Source organism: Pantoea sp. USMM079 (assembly GCF_037153115.1).
Taxonomy (GTDB): Bacteria; Pseudomonadota; Gammaproteobacteria; order Enterobacterales; family Enterobacteriaceae; genus Pantoea; species Pantoea communis.
Window position 1 is genome coordinate 40,040 of record NZ_JBBCKX010000026.1, and the last position, 22,022, is coordinate 62,061.

28 protein-coding genes are annotated in these 22,022 nt (G+C 55.4%); 2 read left to right on the forward strand and 26 right to left on the reverse strand.

The window, feature by feature from the left end; translation table 11 throughout:
• Positions 1 to 5: 5 nt before the first annotated feature.
• The 7 genes from WFP70_RS22785 to WFP70_RS22815 are packed head-to-tail and all read right to left on the reverse strand — an operon-like array spanning position 6 to position 4,484.
• A complete protein-coding gene (locus tag WFP70_RS22785; RefSeq protein WP_337024508.1) occupies positions 6 to 1,547 on the reverse strand; it encodes a TIGR03752 family integrating conjugative element protein in 1,542 nt (513 codons plus the stop codon).
• Positions 1,537 to 2,454 carry a TIGR03749 family integrating conjugative element protein gene (locus WFP70_RS22790; protein ID WP_337024507.1) on the reverse strand — a complete coding sequence of 306 codons (918 nt, stop codon included), beginning with the start codon at positions 2,452 to 2,454 and terminating at the stop codon, positions 1,537 to 1,539. The genes WFP70_RS22785 and WFP70_RS22790 overlap by 11 nt, the downstream gene beginning before the upstream one ends.
• Positions 2,454 to 3,110 carry a PFL_4703 family integrating conjugative element protein gene (locus tag WFP70_RS22795; protein WP_337024506.1) on the reverse strand — a complete coding sequence of 219 codons (657 nt, stop codon included), beginning with the start codon at positions 3,108 to 3,110 and terminating at the stop codon, positions 2,454 to 2,456. The genes WFP70_RS22790 and WFP70_RS22795 overlap by 1 nt, the downstream gene beginning before the upstream one ends.
• Positions 3,107 to 3,472 (reverse strand): TIGR03750 family conjugal transfer protein, encoded by a 366-nt coding sequence (locus tag WFP70_RS22800; RefSeq protein ID WP_337024505.1) that lies wholly within the window; start codon positions 3,470 to 3,472, stop codon positions 3,107 to 3,109. The genes WFP70_RS22795 and WFP70_RS22800 overlap by 4 nt, the downstream gene beginning before the upstream one ends.
• Positions 3,473 to 3,485: 13 nt before the next feature.
• Positions 3,486 to 3,875: a TIGR03745 family integrating conjugative element membrane protein gene (locus WFP70_RS22805; RefSeq protein ID WP_337024504.1), complete on the reverse strand. Its 390-nt coding sequence runs from the start codon at positions 3,873 to 3,875 to the stop codon at positions 3,486 to 3,488.
• Between the two features lie 31 nt (positions 3,876 to 3,906).
• Positions 3,907 to 4,149 carry a TIGR03758 family integrating conjugative element protein gene (locus tag WFP70_RS22810; protein WP_224934809.1) on the reverse strand — a complete coding sequence of 81 codons (243 nt, stop codon included), beginning with the start codon at positions 4,147 to 4,149 and terminating at the stop codon, positions 3,907 to 3,909.
• Positions 4,149 to 4,484 (reverse strand): integrative conjugative element protein, RAQPRD family, encoded by a 336-nt coding sequence (locus WFP70_RS22815; protein WP_337024503.1) that lies wholly within the window; start codon positions 4,482 to 4,484, stop codon positions 4,149 to 4,151. Before WFP70_RS22815 ends, WFP70_RS22810 begins: the two co-directional genes overlap by 1 nt.
• 381 nt (positions 4,485 to 4,865) lie before the next feature.
• On the opposite strand from WFP70_RS22815, the gene WFP70_RS22820 reads away from it, so the two are divergent.
• Complete coding sequence (locus WFP70_RS22820) at positions 4,866 to 5,543, forward strand: SOS response-associated peptidase family protein (RefSeq protein ID WP_337024502.1); 678 nt, start codon at positions 4,866 to 4,868, stop codon at positions 5,541 to 5,543.
• Between the two features lie 406 nt (positions 5,544 to 5,949).
• The gene (locus tag WFP70_RS22825; RefSeq protein WP_337024501.1) at positions 5,950 to 6,915 is read left to right on the forward strand and encodes a hypothetical protein; all 966 of its coding nucleotides are present in this window, start codon (positions 5,950 to 5,952) and stop codon (positions 6,913 to 6,915) included.
• Positions 6,916 to 7,041: 126 nt separating this feature from the next.
• On the opposite strand, the gene WFP70_RS22830 is transcribed toward WFP70_RS22825, so the two are convergent.
• The 19 genes from WFP70_RS22830 to WFP70_RS22920 form a co-directional block, all read right to left on the reverse strand.
• Positions 7,042 to 7,815, reverse strand: a complete 774-nt coding sequence (locus tag WFP70_RS22830; RefSeq protein WP_337024500.1) for a TIGR03747 family integrating conjugative element membrane protein — start codon at positions 7,813 to 7,815, stop codon at positions 7,042 to 7,044.
• Complete coding sequence (gene traD, locus WFP70_RS22835; RefSeq protein ID WP_337024499.1) at positions 7,808 to 9,907, reverse strand: type IV conjugative transfer system coupling protein TraD; 2,100 nt, start codon at positions 9,905 to 9,907, stop codon at positions 7,808 to 7,810. The genes WFP70_RS22830 and traD overlap by 8 nt, the downstream gene beginning before the upstream one ends.
• Complete coding sequence (locus tag WFP70_RS22840; RefSeq protein ID WP_337024498.1) at positions 9,904 to 10,332, reverse strand: hypothetical protein; 429 nt, start codon at positions 10,330 to 10,332, stop codon at positions 9,904 to 9,906. The genes traD and WFP70_RS22840 overlap by 4 nt, the downstream gene beginning before the upstream one ends.
• Complete coding sequence (locus WFP70_RS22845) at positions 10,325 to 10,897, reverse strand: restriction endonuclease (protein ID WP_337024497.1); 573 nt, start codon at positions 10,895 to 10,897, stop codon at positions 10,325 to 10,327. Before WFP70_RS22845 ends, WFP70_RS22840 begins: the two co-directional genes overlap by 8 nt.
• Positions 10,894 to 11,400 carry an integrating conjugative element protein gene (locus WFP70_RS22850; RefSeq protein ID WP_337024496.1) on the reverse strand — a complete coding sequence of 169 codons (507 nt, stop codon included), beginning with the start codon at positions 11,398 to 11,400 and terminating at the stop codon, positions 10,894 to 10,896. The genes WFP70_RS22845 and WFP70_RS22850 overlap by 4 nt, the downstream gene beginning before the upstream one ends.
• Positions 11,401 to 11,402: 2 nt before the next feature.
• Positions 11,403 to 12,032 carry a lytic transglycosylase domain-containing protein gene (locus WFP70_RS22855; protein ID WP_337024495.1) on the reverse strand — a complete coding sequence of 210 codons (630 nt, stop codon included), beginning with the start codon at positions 12,030 to 12,032 and terminating at the stop codon, positions 11,403 to 11,405.
• Positions 12,011 to 12,736, reverse strand: a complete 726-nt coding sequence (locus WFP70_RS22860; protein ID WP_337024494.1) for a TIGR03759 family integrating conjugative element protein — start codon at positions 12,734 to 12,736, stop codon at positions 12,011 to 12,013. The genes WFP70_RS22855 and WFP70_RS22860 overlap by 22 nt, the downstream gene beginning before the upstream one ends.
• A gap of 10 nt (positions 12,737 to 12,746) precedes the next feature.
• The gene (locus WFP70_RS22865) at positions 12,747 to 13,514 is read right to left on the reverse strand and encodes a DUF2275 domain-containing protein (protein ID WP_337024493.1); all 768 of its coding nucleotides are present in this window, start codon (positions 13,512 to 13,514) and stop codon (positions 12,747 to 12,749) included.
• Entirely contained in the window at positions 13,511 to 14,158 is a 648-nt protein-coding gene (gene pilL2, locus WFP70_RS22870; RefSeq protein WP_337024492.1) for a PFGI-1 class ICE element type IV pilus protein PilL2, read from the reverse strand. The genes WFP70_RS22865 and pilL2 overlap by 4 nt, the downstream gene beginning before the upstream one ends.
• 128 nt (positions 14,159 to 14,286) lie before the next feature.
• Positions 14,287 to 14,535, reverse strand: a complete 249-nt coding sequence (locus tag WFP70_RS22875; protein WP_224934840.1) for a DUF2442 domain-containing protein — start codon at positions 14,533 to 14,535, stop codon at positions 14,287 to 14,289.
• Positions 14,519 to 14,761, reverse strand: coding sequence for a DUF4160 domain-containing protein (locus WFP70_RS22880; RefSeq protein ID WP_224934842.1), 243 nt, complete (start codon positions 14,759 to 14,761; stop codon positions 14,519 to 14,521). The genes WFP70_RS22875 and WFP70_RS22880 overlap by 17 nt, the downstream gene beginning before the upstream one ends.
• Positions 14,762 to 14,821: 60 nt before the next feature.
• Complete coding sequence (locus WFP70_RS22885; protein WP_337024491.1) at positions 14,822 to 15,430, reverse strand: single-stranded DNA-binding protein; 609 nt, start codon at positions 15,428 to 15,430, stop codon at positions 14,822 to 14,824.
• Positions 15,431 to 15,486: 56 nt separating this feature from the next.
• Entirely contained in the window at positions 15,487 to 15,969 is a 483-nt protein-coding gene (locus tag WFP70_RS22890) for an STY4534 family ICE replication protein (RefSeq protein ID WP_337024490.1), read from the reverse strand.
• Between the two features lie 329 nt (positions 15,970 to 16,298).
• Positions 16,299 to 18,365, reverse strand: a complete 2,067-nt coding sequence (locus tag WFP70_RS22895; RefSeq protein WP_337024489.1) for a DNA topoisomerase III — start codon at positions 18,363 to 18,365, stop codon at positions 16,299 to 16,301.
• 14 nt (positions 18,366 to 18,379) lie between these two features.
• On the reverse strand, positions 18,380 to 18,934 hold the full coding sequence (locus tag WFP70_RS22900) for a hypothetical protein (RefSeq protein ID WP_337024539.1): 555 nt from the start codon (positions 18,932 to 18,934) through the stop codon (positions 18,380 to 18,382).
• Positions 18,935 to 18,944: 10 nt separating this feature from the next.
• Positions 18,945 to 19,658 (reverse strand): PFL_4669 family integrating conjugative element protein, encoded by a 714-nt coding sequence (locus WFP70_RS22905; protein WP_337024488.1) that lies wholly within the window; start codon positions 19,656 to 19,658, stop codon positions 18,945 to 18,947.
• A gap of 224 nt (positions 19,659 to 19,882) precedes the next feature.
• Positions 19,883 to 21,067, reverse strand: coding sequence for an STY4528 family pathogenicity island replication protein (locus tag WFP70_RS22910; protein WP_337024487.1), 1,185 nt, complete (start codon positions 21,065 to 21,067; stop codon positions 19,883 to 19,885).
• 74 nt (positions 21,068 to 21,141) lie between these two features.
• On the reverse strand, positions 21,142 to 21,390 hold the full coding sequence (locus WFP70_RS22915) for a ParE family toxin-like protein (protein ID WP_337024486.1): 249 nt from the start codon (positions 21,388 to 21,390) through the stop codon (positions 21,142 to 21,144).
• Between the two features lie 45 nt (positions 21,391 to 21,435).
• Positions 21,436 to 22,020, reverse strand: a complete 585-nt coding sequence (locus WFP70_RS22920; RefSeq protein WP_337024485.1) for a DUF2857 domain-containing protein — start codon at positions 22,018 to 22,020, stop codon at positions 21,436 to 21,438.
• Positions 22,021 to 22,022 lie beyond the last annotated feature (2 nt).

Consider the following 22,022-nt stretch of genomic DNA (forward strand, 5'->3'; position numbering starts at 1 on the left):
TCTCCTCAGTCCAGTCCGCCGGTGCTGCCGTCTTCGCCTGGCAGGGTAAAGTCGTAACGTACCCTGCGGCCCTTATCTTCGTAATCGATCGCCAGCTCACGGGTAATGTGTACGGCCAGTTTCGCCCCCGGCTGCACGTAAATCGCGTCAAACGTCTGCCCGTAACGCTGTTTGACCCACTCGGTAATTTCATCCGAGCTGCCTGAAATCGCCTTGCCCAGCACGGCCTGCCCGGCGTCGCCGGTCAGCGTCGAGGTCACGCCGCCGTAGGCGTTTGTCTGGCTTGTCGTCTGGTTCTGACCGATGGCGTCACCCGCCGCGCCGGCTGCACCCAGCAGCCCGATCGTTGGCAGATAGCTTGAGGCATTCGATTTGCGCGTGCCGGAGATGCAGGGGATGCCGTTTTCATCTGAAATCCAGCCAATGCCGCCGCTGGTGCCGGTCTCTTTCCCGCCGTTCTGGTTGCTGTTATTGCCGCCTTTACCGCTGCGGTCCGGTTTCGGCAGAGTACGCACCGTGCCATCGGTGAACACAAAAGTGACGCTGTTGACCTGACCGCGCACGCAGGACAGGGTCCAGTCACCGGAGGCGGTGCCGGAGACGATTGCCCCCTCCACGTCCGGCAGCTCGATGCCGTTGGCCGTCAGGTTGTCTTTGCCAATAAGCACCTTGAAGGGATACGGGTCGGTGACGGTGCCATTAATCGGCACGCGGCCGAGCAGCGCCGTCATAGCCCGACTGCCGATGAGCGTGGAGTTTTCAGGCAGCGTATAAACCGGTTCGGCTTCGTCTTCAGCGCCCTTTTCAGCCGTCGAGCCCTTGACCTGCTGCTCGTAGCTGGCTTTCTGTTTTGTCAGGGCGTTTTCGCTGAGAAAGGACGTCGGGAATCGGGACTCACCGGCGCTGTTTCCGGCACTGCCGCTGTTTTGTGCTGAAGAAGTGGCGGGGCTGTCCTGCGGCGTCACCCACATCAGGCCATCGCTGCCGGAAGCCGGGGCACTTCCGCCGCCGGCCCCGGCCCCCATGCCGTCGAGGCCGAGCCCCAGCGGAATATCGCCGTCCTGGCCTTTTGCCTTGTCGGCAAGACCTTTGCCGGCATTCTGCAGTTTATTTGTGAGCTCGTTGATTTTTGACGTCAGGACGTTCTGCTGCTTACGCATCTGGTTCTCACGCTCGTTGTAATTTTTTTCCACGCCCTGCACGGCTTCATTTACCTGACCGGACACGTTGGTATTGCGCTCGCGCAGCTTTTCATTTTCGTCCAGCAGCCTTGCATTCTGCTTGTTGAGTGAATCCTGCTGCTGACGGACGGCGTTAAGCGAGCCAACGATCGTTTTCAGCGTATCCTGCGGGGTATCGCCCTCGATACCGAGCGCCTTGAGCTCCTGGGGTGACAGGTTCTTCAGTGCATCGTCAGTCTGCGCATGGGCGGCCTGCGCAGCGGGCTCCTGCGGCTTACTGTTATAGCTTTTCAGGGCAATAAAGCCGCCTCCGACCAGAATGGCCGGGATCATCACTTTGACCAGCCCGTTTGACTTAATTTTCATAACGGATCACCTTCTGAGCCGGACGGGAAGCGGCCTTGCGGACAGTGGACGGCTCACGTACAAAAGCGTCATCAGGACGGCCTGACGTGACGAGGTAGAGTGTAGTGGTATCTTCCGGCGTACCGGCTGCACCCAGCCAGCGATGCTGAAAAGTGGCCGTGACAAACTGGCCCTGCAGCTCACGCGGATCGAGAATCACTTTGCTGGAAGAACTGTTGCGGATCCGGAGAGCCACAACGGTGCGACCCGCCACGCCCCAGCCGGCAACCGGTGACACGGTCACGGGGGCAGAGGGGTAGAGCGTGGTAATGCGTGACGGCAGGTGCGGATTAACGGGGTGTATTCCCGGCACGGCTTCAACGGTGCGTACCGGGGCATAGAGGTTCTGGGCTGCATAGCGCGTCAGCAGGACCGGAATGGGGGCCTTGTAGCTGACTTTTTTGCGTTTCGTCTGCGGGGTGCTGCGCTCCCCGCCGGATTTCTCACCCGTGTTACCGGCTGCGCTGCTGACCGTGCTGACGTCACCGCTGTAAATGATTTTAACCGGCTCGGCAGACGCGGCAGCTGTCGTGCGCACGTCGAGCAGGATCACTTCACCGCTCTCCATATCCTGCAGCTGCAGGCGGGTTTGCGGAAAATCACTGTCGGCTTTGAGATACACCGCGCCGCCGGTGCTCTGCACGCGCAGCTTGCCGTTCAGCGCCGGGGGAAACCCGACGCGCACGTTTTTATCAACGAAGATCACGCGCTCCTGACCGGTTTTCAGCGGTATCTGCAGCGGCACGCGTTCCCATTTCATCAGTTCATCGGCCTGTGCCCGCGAAGCGTGCATTGCGACCGCCGGCAGCAGTGAAAGTGACAGCGCGACAAGACAGGCGCGGGGGCTGAGGGTAAATGATGGCGTCATCAGAACATCCCCTTATTCTTCTGTTTTGGCTCTTCAGGCGCGGCAGACAGGCGTTGCGGAATACCGTCATAGCAGTCCAGCGCCATGCCAAACGGATTCGTTTCAGAGTCACCGTCCCAGCGCACGACTTTCAGGGGATAGCGCACCATGGCGCGTTTTACCGGTTCGGTGAGGTAATATTCATCAGCCACAAGATCGAGCTTCACGGTCCAGTTATCGCGGTCGATAACCTTCACGCTGTCACCGGAATAGCCGCGACCGGGAATTTCGTACACCACGCGGACACGATCGGTGAGCTCATTTTTTTCACCGCGTACCTTTGCGTCCTCCTCAAGAAACGCTTTGCACTGCGGCGTCAGATACGCTGAGAGCGACTGAATGCGGGCGGGATAATCCGCCTTACCGTTCTTGGGCCAGGCGTTGAGCTGCTGGAAGATGTAATACGCGAAGCCATAAACGGTTGGCGGCGGGATCTCCCACCACGGGCGCGTACTCCCTTTGCGCAGGTCTGGCGGGTTATGGATGGTCAGCTTTTCAGGCGCTCTCATCCAGCCGCCCATTGCGGTCACCAGTAAGAGCAGCAACACGACGCACGCCGCCCGCAGGGTGAAAATATGCTGATCGCGGCCCTTAACCGCGTGGCGAAAACGACTCATTTGCTACTCCTGAGGTTTTTGCTGCGTTGCAGGGACCAGCCCCGCGAGTGAATGATTAAACTGATATCGCCCAGCCCCATGCGGCACTTTTTCAGTTCAAATTGCTGCCAGAGATAATTTTCCGGTTTTCCCCGTTTTTTGCTGGCGAGCCATTTACCGCCAAAAGCAATGAAAACGAGGGGAAAGAGCAGCGTGCCGGTTGGAATAGCAAGCCAGCCAAACAGGAAGGCGAAGGGCAGTGAAAGTACGAAGCCGGATAGCACGCCAGTCAGCGCCGCCAGACCTAACTCGGGGGTATTAAACCCCCGAAATACGACTGGCTCAGCGTTCAGGCGATCCGGTAAGAATTTAATGGTCGCCATCGGAATATCAGCCTTACGCGATAACTTCTGCGGACTTGCCCAGCAGCCAGATAACCGCAACCAGCATCACCACGCCGACGACAACAATGGATCCGAACTTAGTCCAGGAAGCGCGGTCGTTACGCACCTCACCGAAGGTAACAAGGCCCGCTTCCGCCACCTTAAAGAATGCAAATCCACATAACACAAGACCGCCCAGAACCAGCCCGTCCTGTACGTGGCCGCTGAGGGTGCCCATCAGGCCCGTGCCCGTGCCGCTGGAGGTCGGACCTTCCACGGTCGGCAGGTCGGCTAAAGCTGGTTTAGCGGCCACGGCACTTAACATGCCGGCCGTCAGGATACGCGCCCAGGCTGATTTGGCTTTAGCGGTTACGCGGGTTACTGCAGATACAAATTTAGACATGATTTCACCTGTAAATAGAGTGGGTTAAGGGTTAACTGCAAAACATCCAGATACTGACGACTAACAACAAAACTGAGCGGACAATGGCTCTGCCCATGGCACCTTCCTTCAGCCGCTGACTGGTCCAGCCTGAGTAAACGTCAACGATTGCCCATGCTGCCCAGAAGAAAAGAAAGCCAACCAGCAGCCCGAGACAGAGCAGGTGCATCAGGTTCGGTTCAATATTTCCCGAAGACGCTTTAAAGGCGGCTTCCTGTGCAGCGGTCATCGCCATCAGGGGCGCTCCCGGCGGTAATTTCCCGCCACGCCTGATAAATCACGCGGCTGAGCACGCGTGGGTTCCAGATAACGGTCAATACCGGCACTGATCGTTTTCAGGTCGCTGTTTGCCCGCTGGTAATCGAAGAAATAGCGGCCACGCTCTGATGGGTCAGCCTGTGCTGCGGCAACCCGCGCCCGTTCCAGAGAAGCCTGCACCTGGACGACCATCCGCTGCGCGGAAGCCAGCTCGTCTTTTTCAGATGCAGATGCCGGAGAGGACGCGAGTGTGATCAGGCCCAGCACACCGCCGCAAAACAGAAGTCGTGTTGCCGGACAGAGAGATTTCATATGCACCTCCAGTGGTGGTTGAGTGCGGTAAGCATGCGAAATCCCGGCGTCGGGTTCAGCCGTTAACTCTTTTTGGAAAAATAAAAATTTAGAAGTCAGCGCGAATGCTGACTGTAGGGGTGGCATATACTAGTGTGTGTTGTAACTAAAATGTATTGCTGACGCGGCGCTATACGCCTTGCCTGCTGACGGCCGACACCTGAAAACCATTTTCAGGTGCCTCCGTCCAGCTTCGATGTAGAAAACGGGAGAACATTAAATTAATTACCGAATGAAAAATTAAAAGCGGGCTCACTCGCTGAGTTCGGCAATAGCTCAATTCATTGTGAATCAAGCCGCAGCATGCGTAGACCGCTATCATGTATAGAGGGGGAAAAGTCTATGTGTGGAAGGTTTGCGCAGTACCAGAGCCGTGACATCTATTTTGACGCTATCGGCGTCAGCGACACCGATTACATTCACGACCCGGAACCTATCGCGCGTTATAACATAGCGCCGGGCACAAACGTGTTGCTCCTGAACGAACGTGAGAAGCAGCTGTGCCTCGATCCGGTTTACTGGGGTTACGGTCCTGAGTGGTGGAATAAGCAGCCCCTTATTAACGCGCGCGTCGAAACGGCAGCATCAAGCCGAATGTTTAAGTCGCTATGGGCCAATGGCCGCGCGATTGTTTTTGCAGATGGTTGGTTTGAATGGGTACGGGGCGAGGAGAAGAAACAACCTTACTTCATTTATCATAAAGACCACGCCCCGCTGTTCTTCGCGGCGATCGGTAAAGCACCGTTTGATGACCCGCACGGTCACGAAGGTTTTTTGATTGTGACGTCGGCCAGCGGTGATGGCATGCTGGATATTCATGACCGACGTCCACTTGTTTTGTCGGCAGGTTCCGTCCTTGAGTGGCTGAATGAAGACACAACACCGAAGCAGGCTGAAGAAATAGCGAAGAAGGCGGCATTGCCGGTGAGTGATTTTAAATGGCACCCAGTCAGCACCCGCGTCAGCAGCCCCAAAAATCAGGGCGAAGAGCTCATTGAACGCTCAAAATCAGCTAATTAGGTGACATTCCTTTATGACTCCAATTCATTCTTTTCTTTTCGAAGTGTATGCCTTATCACTTCCCAGAGGTTTGGGGTTTGGTGATGACCTTCCTGTGAATGCATGGGAGAGTAGTGATCGAATAACAGTTTGTGCTTTAACTCGTAACTGTCATAGCGGTCAGTATGGCGTTCTTATCATGAGGCGTCGTGAAGACGACGTATGGACAGTGCTACGGAGGGAGTCAAATTCCTTTAGTGAAGAGAATGCATTGGCAATAATAGGTAAAGCGTGCAATGAATTTGCAGGTCGCGTTCCTTTGCCTCCTGGATCTAGACGGCGTACACCGCTAGGTGATCTCAAAGGAGTGAAACCAAGTGGCATATTCAAATTGCTCGGACACCCCTGCAGAGAGCCTGGCGCATGGATGCTAAATCAACTGTATCTGGCAATGCCCAATCCAGACTCTAATTGGGCAAAAGAGTGTCGAGGTGATAATTTCCACACAAGGATCTGGGAAGCCATGCTTCTGGCTAGTTTCCGCGAACAGGGTATGTTGGTAACTCAAGATCATGAATCTCCGGATTTCTATGTAGCAAATAGAGCGGGGGATGAAGTTTGGGTCGAGGCAGTGACAGTTAATCCACCGGAGCGTTATGACCATGCAACGGCTGTACGCGTCAATGTCCCGTCAGACCTAAAAGAGAGAGTTTCAGGAATAGCCGCTGAACGTTACGCTAGGACCTTACGAAATAAATTACTCAAAAACTATACAACCTTAAAGCATGTTCAAGGCAAACCATTTGCTATTGCAATAGCGGATTTTCACGCTCCAGGTTCAATGATGTGGAGTCGCGAGGCTCTCATGACATACCTCTATGGGTTTTATGGCAGAGAGAAAGTAAAAGATGGAAAGATTCTAGCTGTGCCTGAAATTATTGAATTTCTTTCGAGCGACCAAAATATCCGTGCTGGTTTATTTTTGTCGCCTGAACACACAGAACTCTCGGCAGTCATTTTCTCGAATGCAGCTACTTTGTCGAAACTAAGCAGAGTTCCGGTTTCCTCCGGTTGTCTATTTAATGGCTATCGCTACATTAGGATTGGAATATTCGCAGATGATTCTCCTGGTGCTGTACGTGCAATTCCTTTCAATATGGACGTAACCAGCAACGAGTATCGTTCTTTGTGGAAGCCTTATGATCACGAACCATGGACTGCTGAGATTGAAATTTTCCATAACCCGATCGCGAAACACCCTCTGAGTTCTGCGCTATTTCCAGAGGCGACACATTGGCTTCCAGAAAATGGTGAGATAATTTGCAAACGTTTTTATAAGCACAGCATACTTAGTAGCCAAACTGAGATCCAACCTTCAAATAAACCTTTATGAGATGCTTCCCTTAACTCACAGAGAGTGTTGTTGCTCATTACCGCCGTTAGCTCCAACCCAACTTTTATCTAATTCACCTGCATTAATAACCAAAGCCTGCATTGCGCAGGCTTTGGTCAATTTTGATTAAAGGTACTTTTTAAATGATGCCGTCGTTACTGTGATAGTTAAGCCCAGCATTAACGCTGCGGGCAGCAGCAGAAGGTTTGGATAGACCGCTGAAGGCCAGGAAAGGTAGGCCATCACCGGCAGATAGACAGCCGGCTTGATCAACCTTTTCGCGCGGTGGTACAAAAACGACGACTCATAGCCGGCTCCGAACCGACGCAGGTCTCGTCGGCCGAGTCCTTCAACCACGGCGACACATATCACCAGGACGAACAGCGGCACGGACAGGGCAATGATAGTCACGCGGATCAGGGTAACGACAGAAACATATACCGTTGCCAGCATGTACTGCTGAAGATAATTCCCCAGCCAGCTGCTGGCCCCCTTGAGATTGCGTGATACCTCGTTGCCGCTGTTCATCTCAGCCTGGTAGGTATCCTGTATCCAGCTGATGAAGCCACTGTCCACGAACGCCCACTGATAAGCATCAGTCACCCAGCGCGTTACCGTTGCAGCCGGCTCGGAAAGTAACAGGCTGCGGGTAAAATCAGAAGACAGATAGCCAAACTCGGTATTCATCACAGTCTGACTGTGCGTAGCCCCCATTTCAGGCCAGAAAAAAGCGATCCCGATATATTCAATGACAAGACTCAGCATCAGTGAGGCCAGAATCACGCCGATGAGTTTCCACGGCCAGCCCCAGACCAGGTTATAGAGCAACCCGTGCTCGCGAGGCTGCACAGTTTGTTGCTGCGGATACTGCTGCGGTGCGGTACGACGTGCCTCAGCCATTATTATCTCCCTTCACTGGTGCGATTGCTGAACTGCGGCTGTCCCACCATCCTTCACTGCTGTGATAGTTGCGTCGCATCTCTTCGGCCAGACGCGCGATATTTTCAGGCATATGGGTGTCACCCGCATCACCCGCTGGCAACGGCATCCGGATTTTCCAGAGCTGACCGCCTTCAAGCAGCGCGAACGCCTGGCCTTTTGGCAGCGTGACGATGTCGGAAGGCTCCAGCAGCGGCACTTTGATGGTGCCGACGCGGTCCTGCGTGCTGGAGGTAAAATCATGGTTTACGGTGACGTCAGCTGAATCCTGATGACCAGAGACCAGCGTTTTACTGTAGATTTCAACCTGCGGCAGCTGTGAGGTCAGCAGCTCGGCCGTCCGGTTCTCCCTGACGCGCAGCATAATCAGGTTGTTGAAGTTACCCTGAACCTGAGAGGTTTTGGCCGCGCTCCCGATCCGGGCTTCAATATCAGAGGACGTCTGCGTATAGGCCGTCACCTGCATGCCCGCACCGCCCCCTTTATTGATGAGGGGGATAAACTCATTGCCCATCAGTTCGTTAAACTCATCGCAGTGCAGATTGATGGCGTCCTTGCCCTCTTTGGATCCGGGCAGGCCGCCATTGATACCGTGCTTGTAGATATGGCCGGCCACGCTCACCAGGTCGGCAAACATGCTGTTACCCACGGCGCTGGCAACCTCGCTGTCGCTGAGCGCATCGAGTCCCACGTAAACGATGCCTTTTTTACGGATCACCTGTTCCCAGTCAAAAATGGGGCGGGGATCGTCCATATTCAGGTAATCAGGCGAGAGCAGCTCTGCCGTTTTGCCGGTGGTCAGCTTTTCCAGCAGTGGCAGCAGTGACGCAACAATTTTATCAAAATAGGTGCGGTCATAACGTACCGCAGAGCGCAGCCCGTCCAGTATCGGGTCATAAAGCTGATTGCCGGCTTCAGAGCTCAGCGCCACCTCAACGGCCCAGATACGCACGGCTTCCGGCTGTCCCTGCATGGCACGCGGTACGTCATCTTCACTGAAAGCGTTGGCATTATTTTCGATCTGGCTGTTCAGTTCCGGCATCTTCTCGGTGATGATTTTTTCGGCGTAACGCAGATACAGGTCGGCAATGTTGTTCACGTAGCGGGTAATGAGGCTGTAATCCGGACGTTCCCCAAGCGCGACCAGCGCCCGGGCAACAATATTGACGAATCGCCAGGCGAACTCGCGAAACGCCGCGCTGTTCCCTTCGCCGCTGAGCTGGCCGGCCACGCGGGTTGCGACTTCCGATACGCGCCCGAAACGCCCCACGGCGTTATAACGCGCGGAAATGTCAGGCCAGCCGAGGTGGAAAACCGTCAGCTCATCGCCCCGCCCTGCCCGGTGCGCTTCCGCCCAGACCCGTTTAAGCAGGTCCGCGTCCCCTTTCGGGTCAAATACGATGGTGATGTCCCCGCGCCGTATATCCTGGGTGATCAGCAATTCAGCCAGCCGCGTTTTCCCCACGCGGGTGGTGCCATAAACAACCGTATGGCCGACGCGCTCACGTAAATCGAGCGTGACGTCACTTTCATCCGGTTCAATGCCATGAATAGCCGGATTGCCCCCGACCGGCGGGAGCGGACGAACGGGATTGAGCGCCGTGTCGGCGCTGAGCAGTTTACCGATCGCAGGCATACTGTTTTCCGTGGCCTCCTCAAGCTGGCGGGCAAGCTGGTAAAGCCTGGAGGGTTTCAGATAGTGGGCGACTTCCGGGCGCAGCGTATCGCGCAGACGCTGGGTGTGTTTCTGAGTCCAGCGAAACCCCCTGCCCATGAAGAGCCGACGCTTACTGACGGGGATCTGCTTTGACGTCATCACGTAACGCGGCAGACGGCGCAGATTACGACGGTAGCGAATAACCTGCATTCCCTGACGCGCGCGCACGGCAGACAGCACCGCAAATCCGCCGGCGGTCACGTAGCTGACGGAGGGCGCGAGAGCCACCGCCCACGGCGCGGTTATGCATACAATGGCGGCAGTGCCGGCAGCGACAGCGGTATTAAGCTCTACTGCGGGACGCAGCAGAGCTTCAATGACATACTTATCACTCATTTTTTATGCATCCTGTTCAGTAATTTACCCGTCAAATTCTCAATGTTATGAATTGCGCATCCAAATAATCCAAAGGCAACGCTGAACATCAGAGAAATGGGACCGAAATAGAAAATCAGTTCACCCTTCCATGCGCTAATAAAGGCAGAGATGACCAGCGCACATGCAGGCACAATTATCATTAACCCTATCGATATTTTCAGATCTAATGTGAACCGATGCACACCTGGCTTGATACGGTATGCCTGCCATAGAAAAGGAATGAACGCCAAAGGCGCAATGAGCAGATTGAGCCTGAAGCTATTCCAGTAGTAAGCAGGCAGTTCCGAATACGTATTGCCAAGCTTTAACCAGACGACCATATGGCCGATCCAGATAATCAGGGGTAATACGTGAACGGCTCTGTACAGGGCGTTTTTAGTCATGAGTGAATTCCTTGATTGCGATGCCAGAAAGGAGATTCAGCAGCTGCTGGCCGCTGATGATCTTCAGCTGAGGCGTTGCCTGACTGACCTCTCTGCTTTTTTGGCCGGTACGTCCGGTATGAATGAACAGGCCGCGCTGCCCCATACGCGTTAACAGCGCGTCAAAATCCCGGACGTGCGCCGGAGTAATGGACCGACTGTAGCGTTTGGCCTGAATCAGCCAGCACTCGCCGTTAATCTGTACCTTTCCGTCAAGGCCGCCGTCTCCGCTGTACGACGCATTACGCTGTACGGGATACCCCTGACGTTCAAACGCCAGCAGCAGCAGCTCCTCAAAGACATACGGATTAATTTTGCGCAGATAGGTCATGCGCTGCGCGTCACCACTGAGTTCGCCGAGACGGGTATACACGCGCTCAGCCGTCGCGCGGTAGCGCTGGTGCCGGCGTTCACTGGCCGTCTGCCGGCGAAAGCGCCAGAGAAGATAAACAATGACCGCCAGCAGAGCAGCCAGCAGAACCGGATTCCCCATCAGCAGGGCAGCGACATAAGGGGCAGATATCACTGCGGCACCTCCTGAGACAGACCACTGTCCGTGATAAGCACAGGGTAATGCGTCAGCTGCAGGCGGCGGGCGAGTTCAGATCCCGATGAAGGGGCGAGCTGCAGACCGGGTGCCAGGCGACGCAATTCAGCAAGCGACGCCGCGTTATCGATGTTCACAATCAGCCCCGCCGCGTTTCTGGCCGCAAGCTGCTGTGCGTTGCGCGCCAGCCACTGACGTGAATAGTCGTCATCCCCGATGATAAACAGCGAGCCGATACCCGGCAGCGTCAGCCCCCGGGGGGCAACGTTACCCGGCGACATTTCAGGTGTTGTGACTGGCAGCATGGCCGCTTCGCCCTGCGCCGGTGGTGCGGCAGGCGGTGGCGGCGTGTCCTGCCGGTTAACGGCGTCAAAAAAAGCCTGCGTACTCTGTCCGCCCAGGTCTGCGATGACGTTGAGCCCGGCCAGCGCAGCGGGTGAGAAAACGATGATTACTGTAATGATGAGTGTGTTCAGCGTCATGATCACTGACTCCGTGGGTTTATCCAGACGAGGCCGGTATCCGGCACCGATGCGGATGCTGTCTGTTCTACGGCAGTCGCCGCCGGCAGTTGCGGCGAAGACTGAAGCAGGGCGAGTTTGGTTTTAACGAAAGCACGATAACGGGCTGCGGGTGCACCGCCTGCGGGATGGTGATAGCAGCCAGCCGCATCAAGCCAGCTGCCGGGCTTTCTGTCCCAGCATTCGCGCAGAATGGTGGCAGCGGCGTTGAGGTTTTTGTAAGGATCGAGCGCTTCCCAGGTCGAAGTAAAACGCTTGCCGTTCCAGCCGAGATTCACCTGGGCAATACCGACATCAATACGCTTCAGGGAATGCGTTTTGATGAAAACCTGCAGCGCCTGCCAGGCTTCCAGGCGGGTTTTATAGCGATATCCCTTCCCCGCGACGTTGAGTGTCCACGGCCACGGGCGCTCGCCCTGTGGCAACCTGCGGGAAGACTCCTGCAGGCTGACCGAGTAGAGCGACTCCGGCGGCACGTTGTGAGCCTGTGCCACGCGCACGTAACCCTCCGGGACAATCTGTTTGTCACCGGCGAATGAACAAAGTGAAACCAGCAGCAGCGCCGCGCCGGTCAGAATGCAGCGACTTGCCATCCGTTTTCCCCCTGCTGCAGAACGACCGGCATCATGCCGTTACCGAACCGCATCCAGCGACCGCCGTCATGATTCAGCGTGACCTGCCGGCTGCGCACCCTGTCCAGCGGAATATGATGATCTTTCGCCCAGCCGCGCAGTTTTCCGTCATCCCCCTGGCTGTCCACAAGGTAGATATCCACCGGCCTGTTATCGGCTAACACCGCCGCCAGGCGGGCGTCACACTGCCCGCAGCCAGCGGATTTCACGAACAGTGCCAGCCGCCCGCCGGTGTCGTGGGCAATACCGGCCGCATTGCCCATGTTGACTGCGAGGGTTTCAGGGTAGAGGCGCTTCCAGGCGGCGGTGACTTCACGCTGAAAATCCAGCTCTTTCTGCGTGCGGGCAAACTCTTCCCTGACCCATTTTTCTGCGTATTTTTTACGTTCAGCCTGACTCCGCGCCTCAATACCGAGTGTTGAAAGCGGGTCAAGCCCCGGCGACTGCGTACCGCGCGGGCCTTTCATCAGGCTCTGATAGCGCTGATAGTCATCCTTACTCAGCCCCCACTGACCGGCCTGCTGCTGCAGTGCCTGCACGCTGCTTTGCTGCACGCTCTGATCCGAAGCATCAACCGGTTCGCCCCTTGCATTCACAACCTGGATATTTGCCTGCGCCGAACAACAAAACATCATCGCCGCAAGACTGAGTATTTTCAGCTTCATATCGCCTCCGTTAGCGAACGTTTACGGTAGTTATGCGTCCGTTCACGCGAAATTGCGCCTGCCCGTAGCCGGCATTGACCAGCGTCCAGCCATTAACGGTCTGCCCCTCGCCGATAAGGCGGATTTCAGACAGTGAGCTGAATCCCGCCGGCGCAATGGCCGCAAACGACGCCGCCCCCCGCTTTTCTACGCCGGTCAGCACAAAGGGCGCTTTACGCGCCACGCTTCTGACGGTTTTATGCGGTTTAGCGGGTGCCGGCTTTTTTACGACTTTTGTCGCTTCAGGTTCCGCCGTGGCCTGCTGCGCTTTCTGAGGTGCGTGCTGCAGCGCGGTAACGGCCTGGTCCAGTTCAGCCTGCCGGCTCTGCAGTGACGTCTGCGCCTGATCCAGCTCACTGAGCGACTGGCGAACCTGACTGACTGCCTCAGGTAATCCTCTGGCGGACCAGGCATCGAGAGACTTCTGAACGGCATTAAGCTGATCCTGCTGTCGTTTGATCGCCTCACCCTGCGCGTTAATGGTTGCCTGAACAGGTTCAAGGTCAGTCTTCGCCAGTGCCTGGGTGTAAACCACGTTTTGCTGCTTCTCGACGTGGCTGAGGCGGTTTTCCTGCGACACGCCGCTGCGAAGCGAAACAAAAGCCAGAAAAATTGCAGCAGCCGAAAGCGCAAACTGTCCTATTGCAGGCAGGTGATGCTTTACGGTGCTGAATCGGCTACCTGATGACGGAATAACGTCATCAGCGTTCTCATCAGGAAAGGAGGTTTCTGTTGTCATTTTGTCAGCCACCCTCCGTGAGCAGGCTGCGCCTGAATGGGACGGGGACCAGTGACCTGAGAGGGACTGGCAGCGGATGACGTGGCTGCCGCCGGCGCGTATGCGCTGGCAGGGCGCGGCGGCAGCTGCGTCGCAGGCAACTGATAGCCAGCACGCAGGCTGTGGCAGACCACGCGCTGCACGTCATCCACTTCCAGCTCCCATGCGGGCCCCGCCAGCACCTGCAGTGCGGTGCGAAGACGCATCGGCCCCAGCTGGAACTGGACGGCTGGCAGCGGCTGACGATACAGCACGCCGTTGGCCGGTCCTGTCTGACACAGTGAGTAGCCGGACTGCTTCAACGCATATCGCATGGCATCGGCCACGGTTGGCTGAACCGAGGAAGGAATACGCACATCAATAATCTGCGAGAGGGGGTCGCGTTGCACGGCCTGAGGATCCGTACTGACAAGCAGGTAACGATCGTAGCGAACCACCTCGGGCGTCCGCGCGTAAACATCATCAGCAGATGTCTGAACGTTGCGGGTGACGCTGACCGGGGCAACCGGTTCTGCAGGTGCCCGATCCTGCAGCTTCTGGGGCTGCTGAATACACCCCGTCAGCAGCGCAAGCGGTAAAGCGGCAAAGACGGCATTAAATTTCATCTGAAAAGTTCCTGTACAGTGTGAACAGGCATCACTGTGCGCAACTCTTCAACAGGCTACTATCAACAACTCTTTTTGCGTTTTCAAAAAAAAACGCCGACCGGAGTCAGCGTTTTTTATCAGCACTTTCAGGCAACCTGATGGGGCGGGTGCGTGATGTCACCACGGCCGCTTAACAGGCCATCAATCGAAACATCTTCGTCCAGTGCGTCCCAGTGGATCCCACGGGGAGACAGTTCATAGTCATTCAGCTGTTCGGCAGACGCGTTGCAAAGTCGGGGAAACCAGGACAGCGGCACACCGATTATTCGCTCGTCTGACAGTTCGACCCACATGATGCGGTCATCGAACCGAACTTCCTTAGCTGAAATAGTCATTCCAGGCCTCCAGAAGCAGGGGTTGGTTTAGCTTTATCAGTATTAGCAGTTCTTTTACTGTCCGGGAATCAAATCCGTCATTACGCGCCAGTTTCACAACGGGTTCCAGCCAGAACTTTGCTTCAGTGCCGGCCTTCATCACATGAATGTGAGCAGGTTCGCGCGGATTGCCTTCGTTGGAATAGAAAAAGAACCGAAAACCGTTCAGCCTAAGTATGACAGGCATCGTCAGTAACCTTTAAGGGATTTGGTGAAATTAACTGCATCGGTAAGAGGCAGCAGCGGTTCAGAGAACGCCTGTGGCATGTTTTGCGATACCGTAACCGTGTCCGAGGAACGGTATGTCATCATCCCAGCCCCCTGCAGGTTGCGACTGTGACGCAGGCTGCTGCGGAGCGGATTGAGGAGCACTGTGACGCTGCGATCCCCGTTTTTGGTTTTCCTGACCCCTGCCGCCTTTCGGTTGCGGAGCGGAGGAAGGCTGTGACGGAGGCTGCTGTGGCTGGCCCCAGCCACCGCTGTGTTGTGGTTGATCGCTGTTCTGTTGACGCCCCCCTAACATCTGCAGGGTGCCGCCCACGTTCACAACCACTTCCGTTGAGTATTTGTCCTGCCCGCTCTGATCCTGCCATTTGCGGGTGCGCAACTGTCCCTCGATATACACCTGAGAACCTTTGCGAAGGTATTCACCGGCAACTTCTGCCAGTTTGCCAAACAGCACCACGCGATGCCATTCAGTGACTTCCCGGTTTTCACCGGTTTGCTTATCGCGCCATGACTCTGACGTTGCCAGTGAAAGGTTAGCGACCGCCCCGCCATTAGGCATATAGCGGATTTCAGGATCCTGACCGAGATTGCCGACCAGAATAACTTTGTTTACGCCGCGAGAGGACATAAGCATGCTCCTTCAGAGAAAGGCCTGCTCAGAAGAGAGCAGGCTTTGGTGAACAATCAGAATGAGTTTTCGGCGTAGGCTTGCTGCTGAGAAGCGGCATTCTGCGTCGGATGGGGTTCAGCGCGTTCAGTCTTGTAGACCATGTCCTGGCCTATCTTGACCCAGTCCACCTTAATGAGGCGGGCTTTCAGGCTGACGCGGCTTTCACCGGCGTGCTCACCATTTTTCAGCTGAAAAATGTCGGTTGACGGGTTACTCAGAACAAAGCCAATCAGCACTTTCTTGTCTTCATCCACCGCCTTCTGACAGCGGTTAATGAGGCTGCTGGCTTCTTTGCCGACAACCGTGACGTCGAAACGCACGTAAGAAGGGCTGTCGGCCGGACCTGACAGTGCGTTGATCACGCAACTAATAAAGGTGCCGGACTGAGCATTGACCTGCCGCACGTTGCTGAGATAGCCCAGTCCGTTGATGGTCAGGTTGAAGTAGTCTTTTGATTTACCGGTGTTGCTGGCATTTGAAGTGTTGTTTACAGACATGATGTTTTCTCCATGGAGGTCAAAAAAAGGTTCGACGGAGAAAACTTCTGCCCGGACGGGAGAAGAATTCCCGTCGGGGAGTCAGAATCAGCTAAATTCTGACTGTCTTGATAGTTGAATGAACCTTCATCGCCAGGCAGTAGGAGCCGTAATTGACGATATCTGCTTCCAAAGGCGAGCAGATGTACCACACTGATGTGTTCTCCCTTGCAGGCTACAGGAGTGTTATGTTCAGCCACCCGAAGGCGATTCTCTCAGGCCAGGAATCATTGGTGGTCGTCAGAGACGACAGATAAGCCCGTTCATTTTTAAGCCAAACATCGCGGCTGTCAACCTTTCTGACTCGTCAGATTGAGACTTGCCGGCGCAGAAGCCGGCGCTTTTCGACCCCGGCCTGACCCCCGGGTTTTACCCGCCGCCTGACGACGGTTTTTACGGTTTGCCTCACCAATAATCCCCTTACAGTCCGGATACTTCATGCAGCCCCAGAAATTGCCCTGTTTGTTCTTGCACAGCCGGGTCGGGCCACCGCAAATCGGGCAGACAGGGCCGGTCAGCGCCGTGACGTTGAAGGCAGTCGCCCGCCCTTTTTCGATAAGATGCCGGGTCCACTGACTCTGCTTTTGCATAAAATCGCTGAGCTCACTTTTCCCCTGGGCGATATCATCCAGCGCCTGCTCCCAGAGGGCCGTCATGCCGGGGCTGGTCAGTGTTTCAGGCAGTGCGGCGATGAGCTCGTGCGCCATCTGAGTGGACAGGATGAACTTCCCCTTTCTCTCCAGGTAGCCCCGCTTAAACAGCGTCTCCAGCACGCCGCTGCGCGTCGCTTCCGTCCCCAGCCCGGCATTCTCACGCAGTACCTTCCTGAGCTGGGGATCCGTGACCAGGCTTGCCGCGTTTTTCATGGCCGCTATCAGCGTGCCTTCGGTATGGTGCGGCGGCGCTTTGGTCATATTGTCTTTAACGACCGCACCGGTCACCGTGCAGGCAGCGCCCTGCTCAAGCGCAGGCAGATGCGCGGACGACTCCTTATCACCGTCAGCCTCCTCCGACTGCTCTGGGGTAAAGAGTGATTTCCAGCCGGCGTGGATCATCACGCGCCCCCGCGTGCGGAAAAGCTGATTACCGATATTGAAGGTGGCATCCGTCACATCGGTTTCCTGCAGCGGCATAAACTGTGCCAGATAGTGCAGCCGGATAAGCGAATAGACTTTGAGCTCTTTTGCATTCAGTTTTGCTATTTCGAACGGCTGCCGCGTGGGAATAATCGCATGGTGCGCCGTAATTTTTTTGTCGTTCCAGACGCGCGAGTTGAATGCAGTATCAAGTTGCGCAATCTCAGCGCTGATTGTGGGGTCCGAGCGCTGTATCGCATCCAGCACGGCGCTGGCCTCCGCCCGCATCGAAAGCGGGAGATAGCCGCAGTCGGTACGTGGGTAGGTCGTCGCTTTGTGTTTTTCATACAGCGACTGGGCGATAGACAGGACCTCATTAGTCCCAAAGCCCCATTTGCGATTGCAGGCCTCCTGAAGATCGCCAAGAGAAAAACAGAGCGGTGCCGGGGTTTTATCACGCTTTTTCTCAACGGAAATCACGCTGCCGGATCCGGCTTTCTGGCAAAGCTGCCCGACCGCCTGTGCAACCTGCTGATTCACGCAGCGATTTTCACCGTCGCAATATTGCCCCGCCGCAACCCATTCGGCTTCAAAGGCAATCCCGTCCTTTTCCAGCTGTGCCCTGACCTTCCACCACGGCTGTGGCGTAAAGCCGGCAATTTCATGATCCCGGTTAACCACAATGGCGAGCGTGGGCGTCTGAACGCGTCCAACGGAATACACCTCTGATACGCCGGCTTCACCGGCTTTCACGGTATAAAACCGGGTCAGATTCATCCCGATTAGCCAGTCAGCCCGCGCACGACCGATACCGGCCTGGTAAAGTTTTTCGGTTTTTTCACCCGGCAACATTTCATTCAGCGCTTTTTTAATGCTCGCTTCGTCAAGCGCGGAAAGCCACAGCCGGCGCACGGCACCGCTGTAGTGGCAGTATTCCATCAGCTCACGCGCAATCACCTCACCTTCCCGATCGGCGTCGGTTGCAATGACCACTTCACTGGCCTGCTTGAGCAGTTTTCTGATGACGCCAAACTGATCGGCAGTGTCTTTCTTGACGGTCATCTGCCAGCGATCCGGAATAACGGGCAGCACTTCCGTGCGCCACGGGCGGCCAAACTGTTCGCCATACGTTTCAGGGCTGGCCGTTTCCAGCAAATGCCCCACGGCCCACGTCACCGTGATGTTACCGCCGGTGATACATCCCTGCCCGCGCTGGCTGACACCCAGCACGCGGGCAATATCTTTGGCCTGAGAGGGTTTTTCACACAGATAGAGCTGCATGCGGGTCTCCGGTATTAGCGTGCCTGACCAGAGGCAACCTGGCGGACCTGAGTCAGAACGTTATTGAAATTGCTGCCGGTCAGGTGCGACGGGACGGGCGATTTGTACGTCACGTACACCCGCGTTCCTGTACCGTTCTTTTCGAGCTCGATGTCCATATGATCGTTGTCGCCAACGTCGCTGCCCATGCGATAAGAACTTCCCGGCACGGCTTCCCAGACCGGATGTGCATCCTCAATGGCTGCCGCACTCCACCGGCTGTTACGATCTTTTGAACGGATGCGTTCAATCTCCTCAGCGCTGACATAGCCATAATGTCGCTTCAGGCGTGCTGCGGCCGTATCGATATCAACCGGCACGCTGAACTCTTTACTGGTACTTTTCCCGGCAGAGCCGGATGCTTTGGTCAGCACCGGCATGCCGTTGCCGGAGTCCATTGAGTCCGCGTTATCGCCGCGCAGCGTTTTGCTGATGCTGAAAGCGGTATCGCTGATGTTTTTATTGATGCTCGCTAAATCAGAGCCGGCACAGCCGCTCAGCAGGACGCAGACAGCGCCTGAAATAATCATCCGTTTCAAATTAGTTGTCCTCAGAGTTATCAGCAGTAAGGGGAGAGAAGGAAGAGCGTTTCTTACCCGACATCACTGCCGGATCGGGTTCGCCCAGACGCTTGATGGCCGCCAGACCCCGCGCGGTTTTATGACGGATATCCTCGTAGGTCACCGGCATACTCCGGTAACTCTGAATAAGGCCGTACACCACACGAACAGCTTTACTGCCTGTTTCAAGGAACTGATCGCGCTGCGAGCGGTTTATCAGACCGTAATGGAAGGCCCCAAACGCTTTTAACGCCAGCTGGTCGTAATGAACCAGCAGCCAGACGCAGCGATACCCCAGGGGTGATCGGCTGAACACATCCAGATTGAGCGGTTCGGAAGAGGTGACGTCTGAAATGGTGATGCGGGCAGGAATGGCTGCGGTAATTTTTGCGATAATCCTGACCTGCTCCTCCACCTTTTCAGTCGCCAGCCTGATGGCCTCTTCAAGGTTGACCAGAAACTCGTCACCGTAGGGATTGCCTGCCGCTGCATCGCGACCTGCATTTCCAGCCCGCGCGATAGCTTCCGGCATGCCAGGGATTTTGTGGCGAAATTCCTTACTGTCTTTTTCATCAGAGCGATTTCGCCCTTCCCAGAGCCTGATTGCATAGTGTGAATGCAGCTCAACAGTCAGTGTGGATACCAGTCCGCCAGACCGCCGGGGCGAGGTTTGGGGAGATGTCTGTTCGGCCATAGCTGTCTCCTGATAGGCAAAGGCTTCTCGTTAAGTAAGTTGCGATCCTCATTCCTGAAAGGACCGTAAACAATGCGAAATCAGATTTTCAAAAATGAAAATTTGTTTTCTAAAAAAACCAGTTCAATTAATAACCAGCGTTGCACGGTGCAACGGTGATTATTTTTTAAGCAGTGTTGCACCGTGCAACACTGTGTGTTTTATATACACCTGCCAACGCCAGCTCATTTCCTCTGAGGTCCGACAGACTCACGAAGACTCTGTAATATCTCTCTGACGCGCTCGTCACTGCAGGACTTCCTGTTTTCAGAAGCAGAAGGCCTGAAGGGCCGTAATTCCGGGCGTGACGCATGGCCGGTGTTATCTGATACTTTCCTTCCGCTATCAGCAGGATAAAGCGTCCCCTGCCGGGCCTTTTTGAGCACGGTCAGCAGCCAGCCAAGCGGGTTTTGCAGGCTGCCTTCACGCTGCGCCCGGATAATATTCGACAGGACCAGCGCAGATCTCTCAGCCGGTAACGCCTGCAGCTGGAGATTAACCATCTCCCGATCTTCAGGTTTCAGCAGGGATGCGAAATTGTCGGGCAGACAAACCGAATCGTTTACGTATGTTTTATCTGTATTAGTTGTAAAACTACGTACGTAACTGTTCGGATTCCGAACCCGGCCGTTATGCCCCGCGCCACCTCTGAGTTCGGATACCGAACCCGGCTTCTGAGCCTGCACATTTAAGCTGAGTTCGGAATCCGAACCCCGTAAATGACGCGTCGGTTCGGGTACAGTTCGGCAGGCCAGCTCTTCAGGACTCTGAACGGCACCCAGCCGCGCATCTAACATTTGAAGGTGGCTGCGGTGGTGAGCCATTGCGGGATCCAGCCGAATTTCACTGATTACTGATTTCGCTGTGGAACTGATGGTGCGGTTGCTACTCAGGCAGGCTTCCGCAACGGTTTTAAGCCAGTGCGGATCGAACGTTTCTGCGTCACAAAATGACAACGGCTCATCGTGTTGCGCATAGATGTTGCCTCTTACCCTACCCTTTGCATCCCTGACGCGTTTGCAGAGGCTGAGCCAGCCAGTAATGCGAAGCATGAGGAGTATGCGGCTAATGGTCTCTCTGGACGCTTTGCCTTTTCCTGGCGTTGCCAGCTGCAGCTGCAGCTCTTCATAGGAGGGAAAAACGGCACCGTCATTGCTCAACGCGTGCAGGCGGATGATTATCCAGCCCATTTTGTCCAGCGGAGAGAGGCGTGGGTCCAGAAGCAACCGGCGCGGCATGGAATCATGTATGTTACCCGTGAATAACAGACCACCACGGACACAGTTTTTTTGCTCTTCCGGCAAACACGCCAGCCGATCGATTAATTTATTGACTGCCTGATGGATAAGGCTGTCATCCGGTAATGTCATTCTTCACCTTCTGAATACAAAAATGCTGAGCACTGTGCCACTCAAGGCGCAACGCTCAGCATTCTGGCTATATTTCAGTTGCGCATAGCCGTGTTATAGCGCTCATGATTCATCATCTCCCAGGTGCGCCCTTCATCGCGGCTGAGCAGTCGCCAGAACGGACCAAGATCGATCTTGTAATAGCCGGTTCGGTTTTCATGCAGACGTTTATAGTTACGCTCACCCTGCCAGAATCGAAGCACCGCGCGGGTCGCTTTTTTTCGCAGTGAAGATGGAGCAGTAACCGGGGCTTTAAGACCCGGTATAACTTCACATGACCGCATTCTGCCCCTCCTGATTACAGTGAATGTGGTTCACAGCGGTAACAGTCATGCTCTTCTCCGGGTGGCGGCAGTGAGATGCTCACTCTCCCATTTGAGAACGGTATTCCAGACAGCGGTCAGTGAGATATCCATCTGTTCAGCAGCAAGTAGCATCAAATCCAGCCCCTCGTCCGTTTCACTGCGCAGTGTTTTACTGTCATTTGCCGCCCAGATTTCCCATAGCTCGGTACTCTGTTCTTCGCTGAGGACGGTTCCCCGGCCTGCACGCACTTTTATGCCCGCGATCCTGCGACGCGCAGCTACGTCATTACTCATCAGCCCGAAGAAATGCTCCATCAGTTTGATTGAGCCCCCCAGCGCGAGCGCACGATCAATCCTTTGCTTTCGCGTCTGCTCCTCCCTGGCTTGCGTCATAAGCCTCGCCAGATTGTCCTGATTTATCTGAAATGAAAGGACAGAGACCTCGCTGTTGATGATGTAATGGATATCTTCGATGGTCATATCCTTCAGCGTGGCAATCTCTTCAGACGTCAGGCCCATCTTGTCACAGCGACGTATAAACCCGTTTTTCAGCTCCATAACCAGGTCAAGCAGGAAGCCATTCGCAGCCCGGGATAGGTTCGTGTTCATCA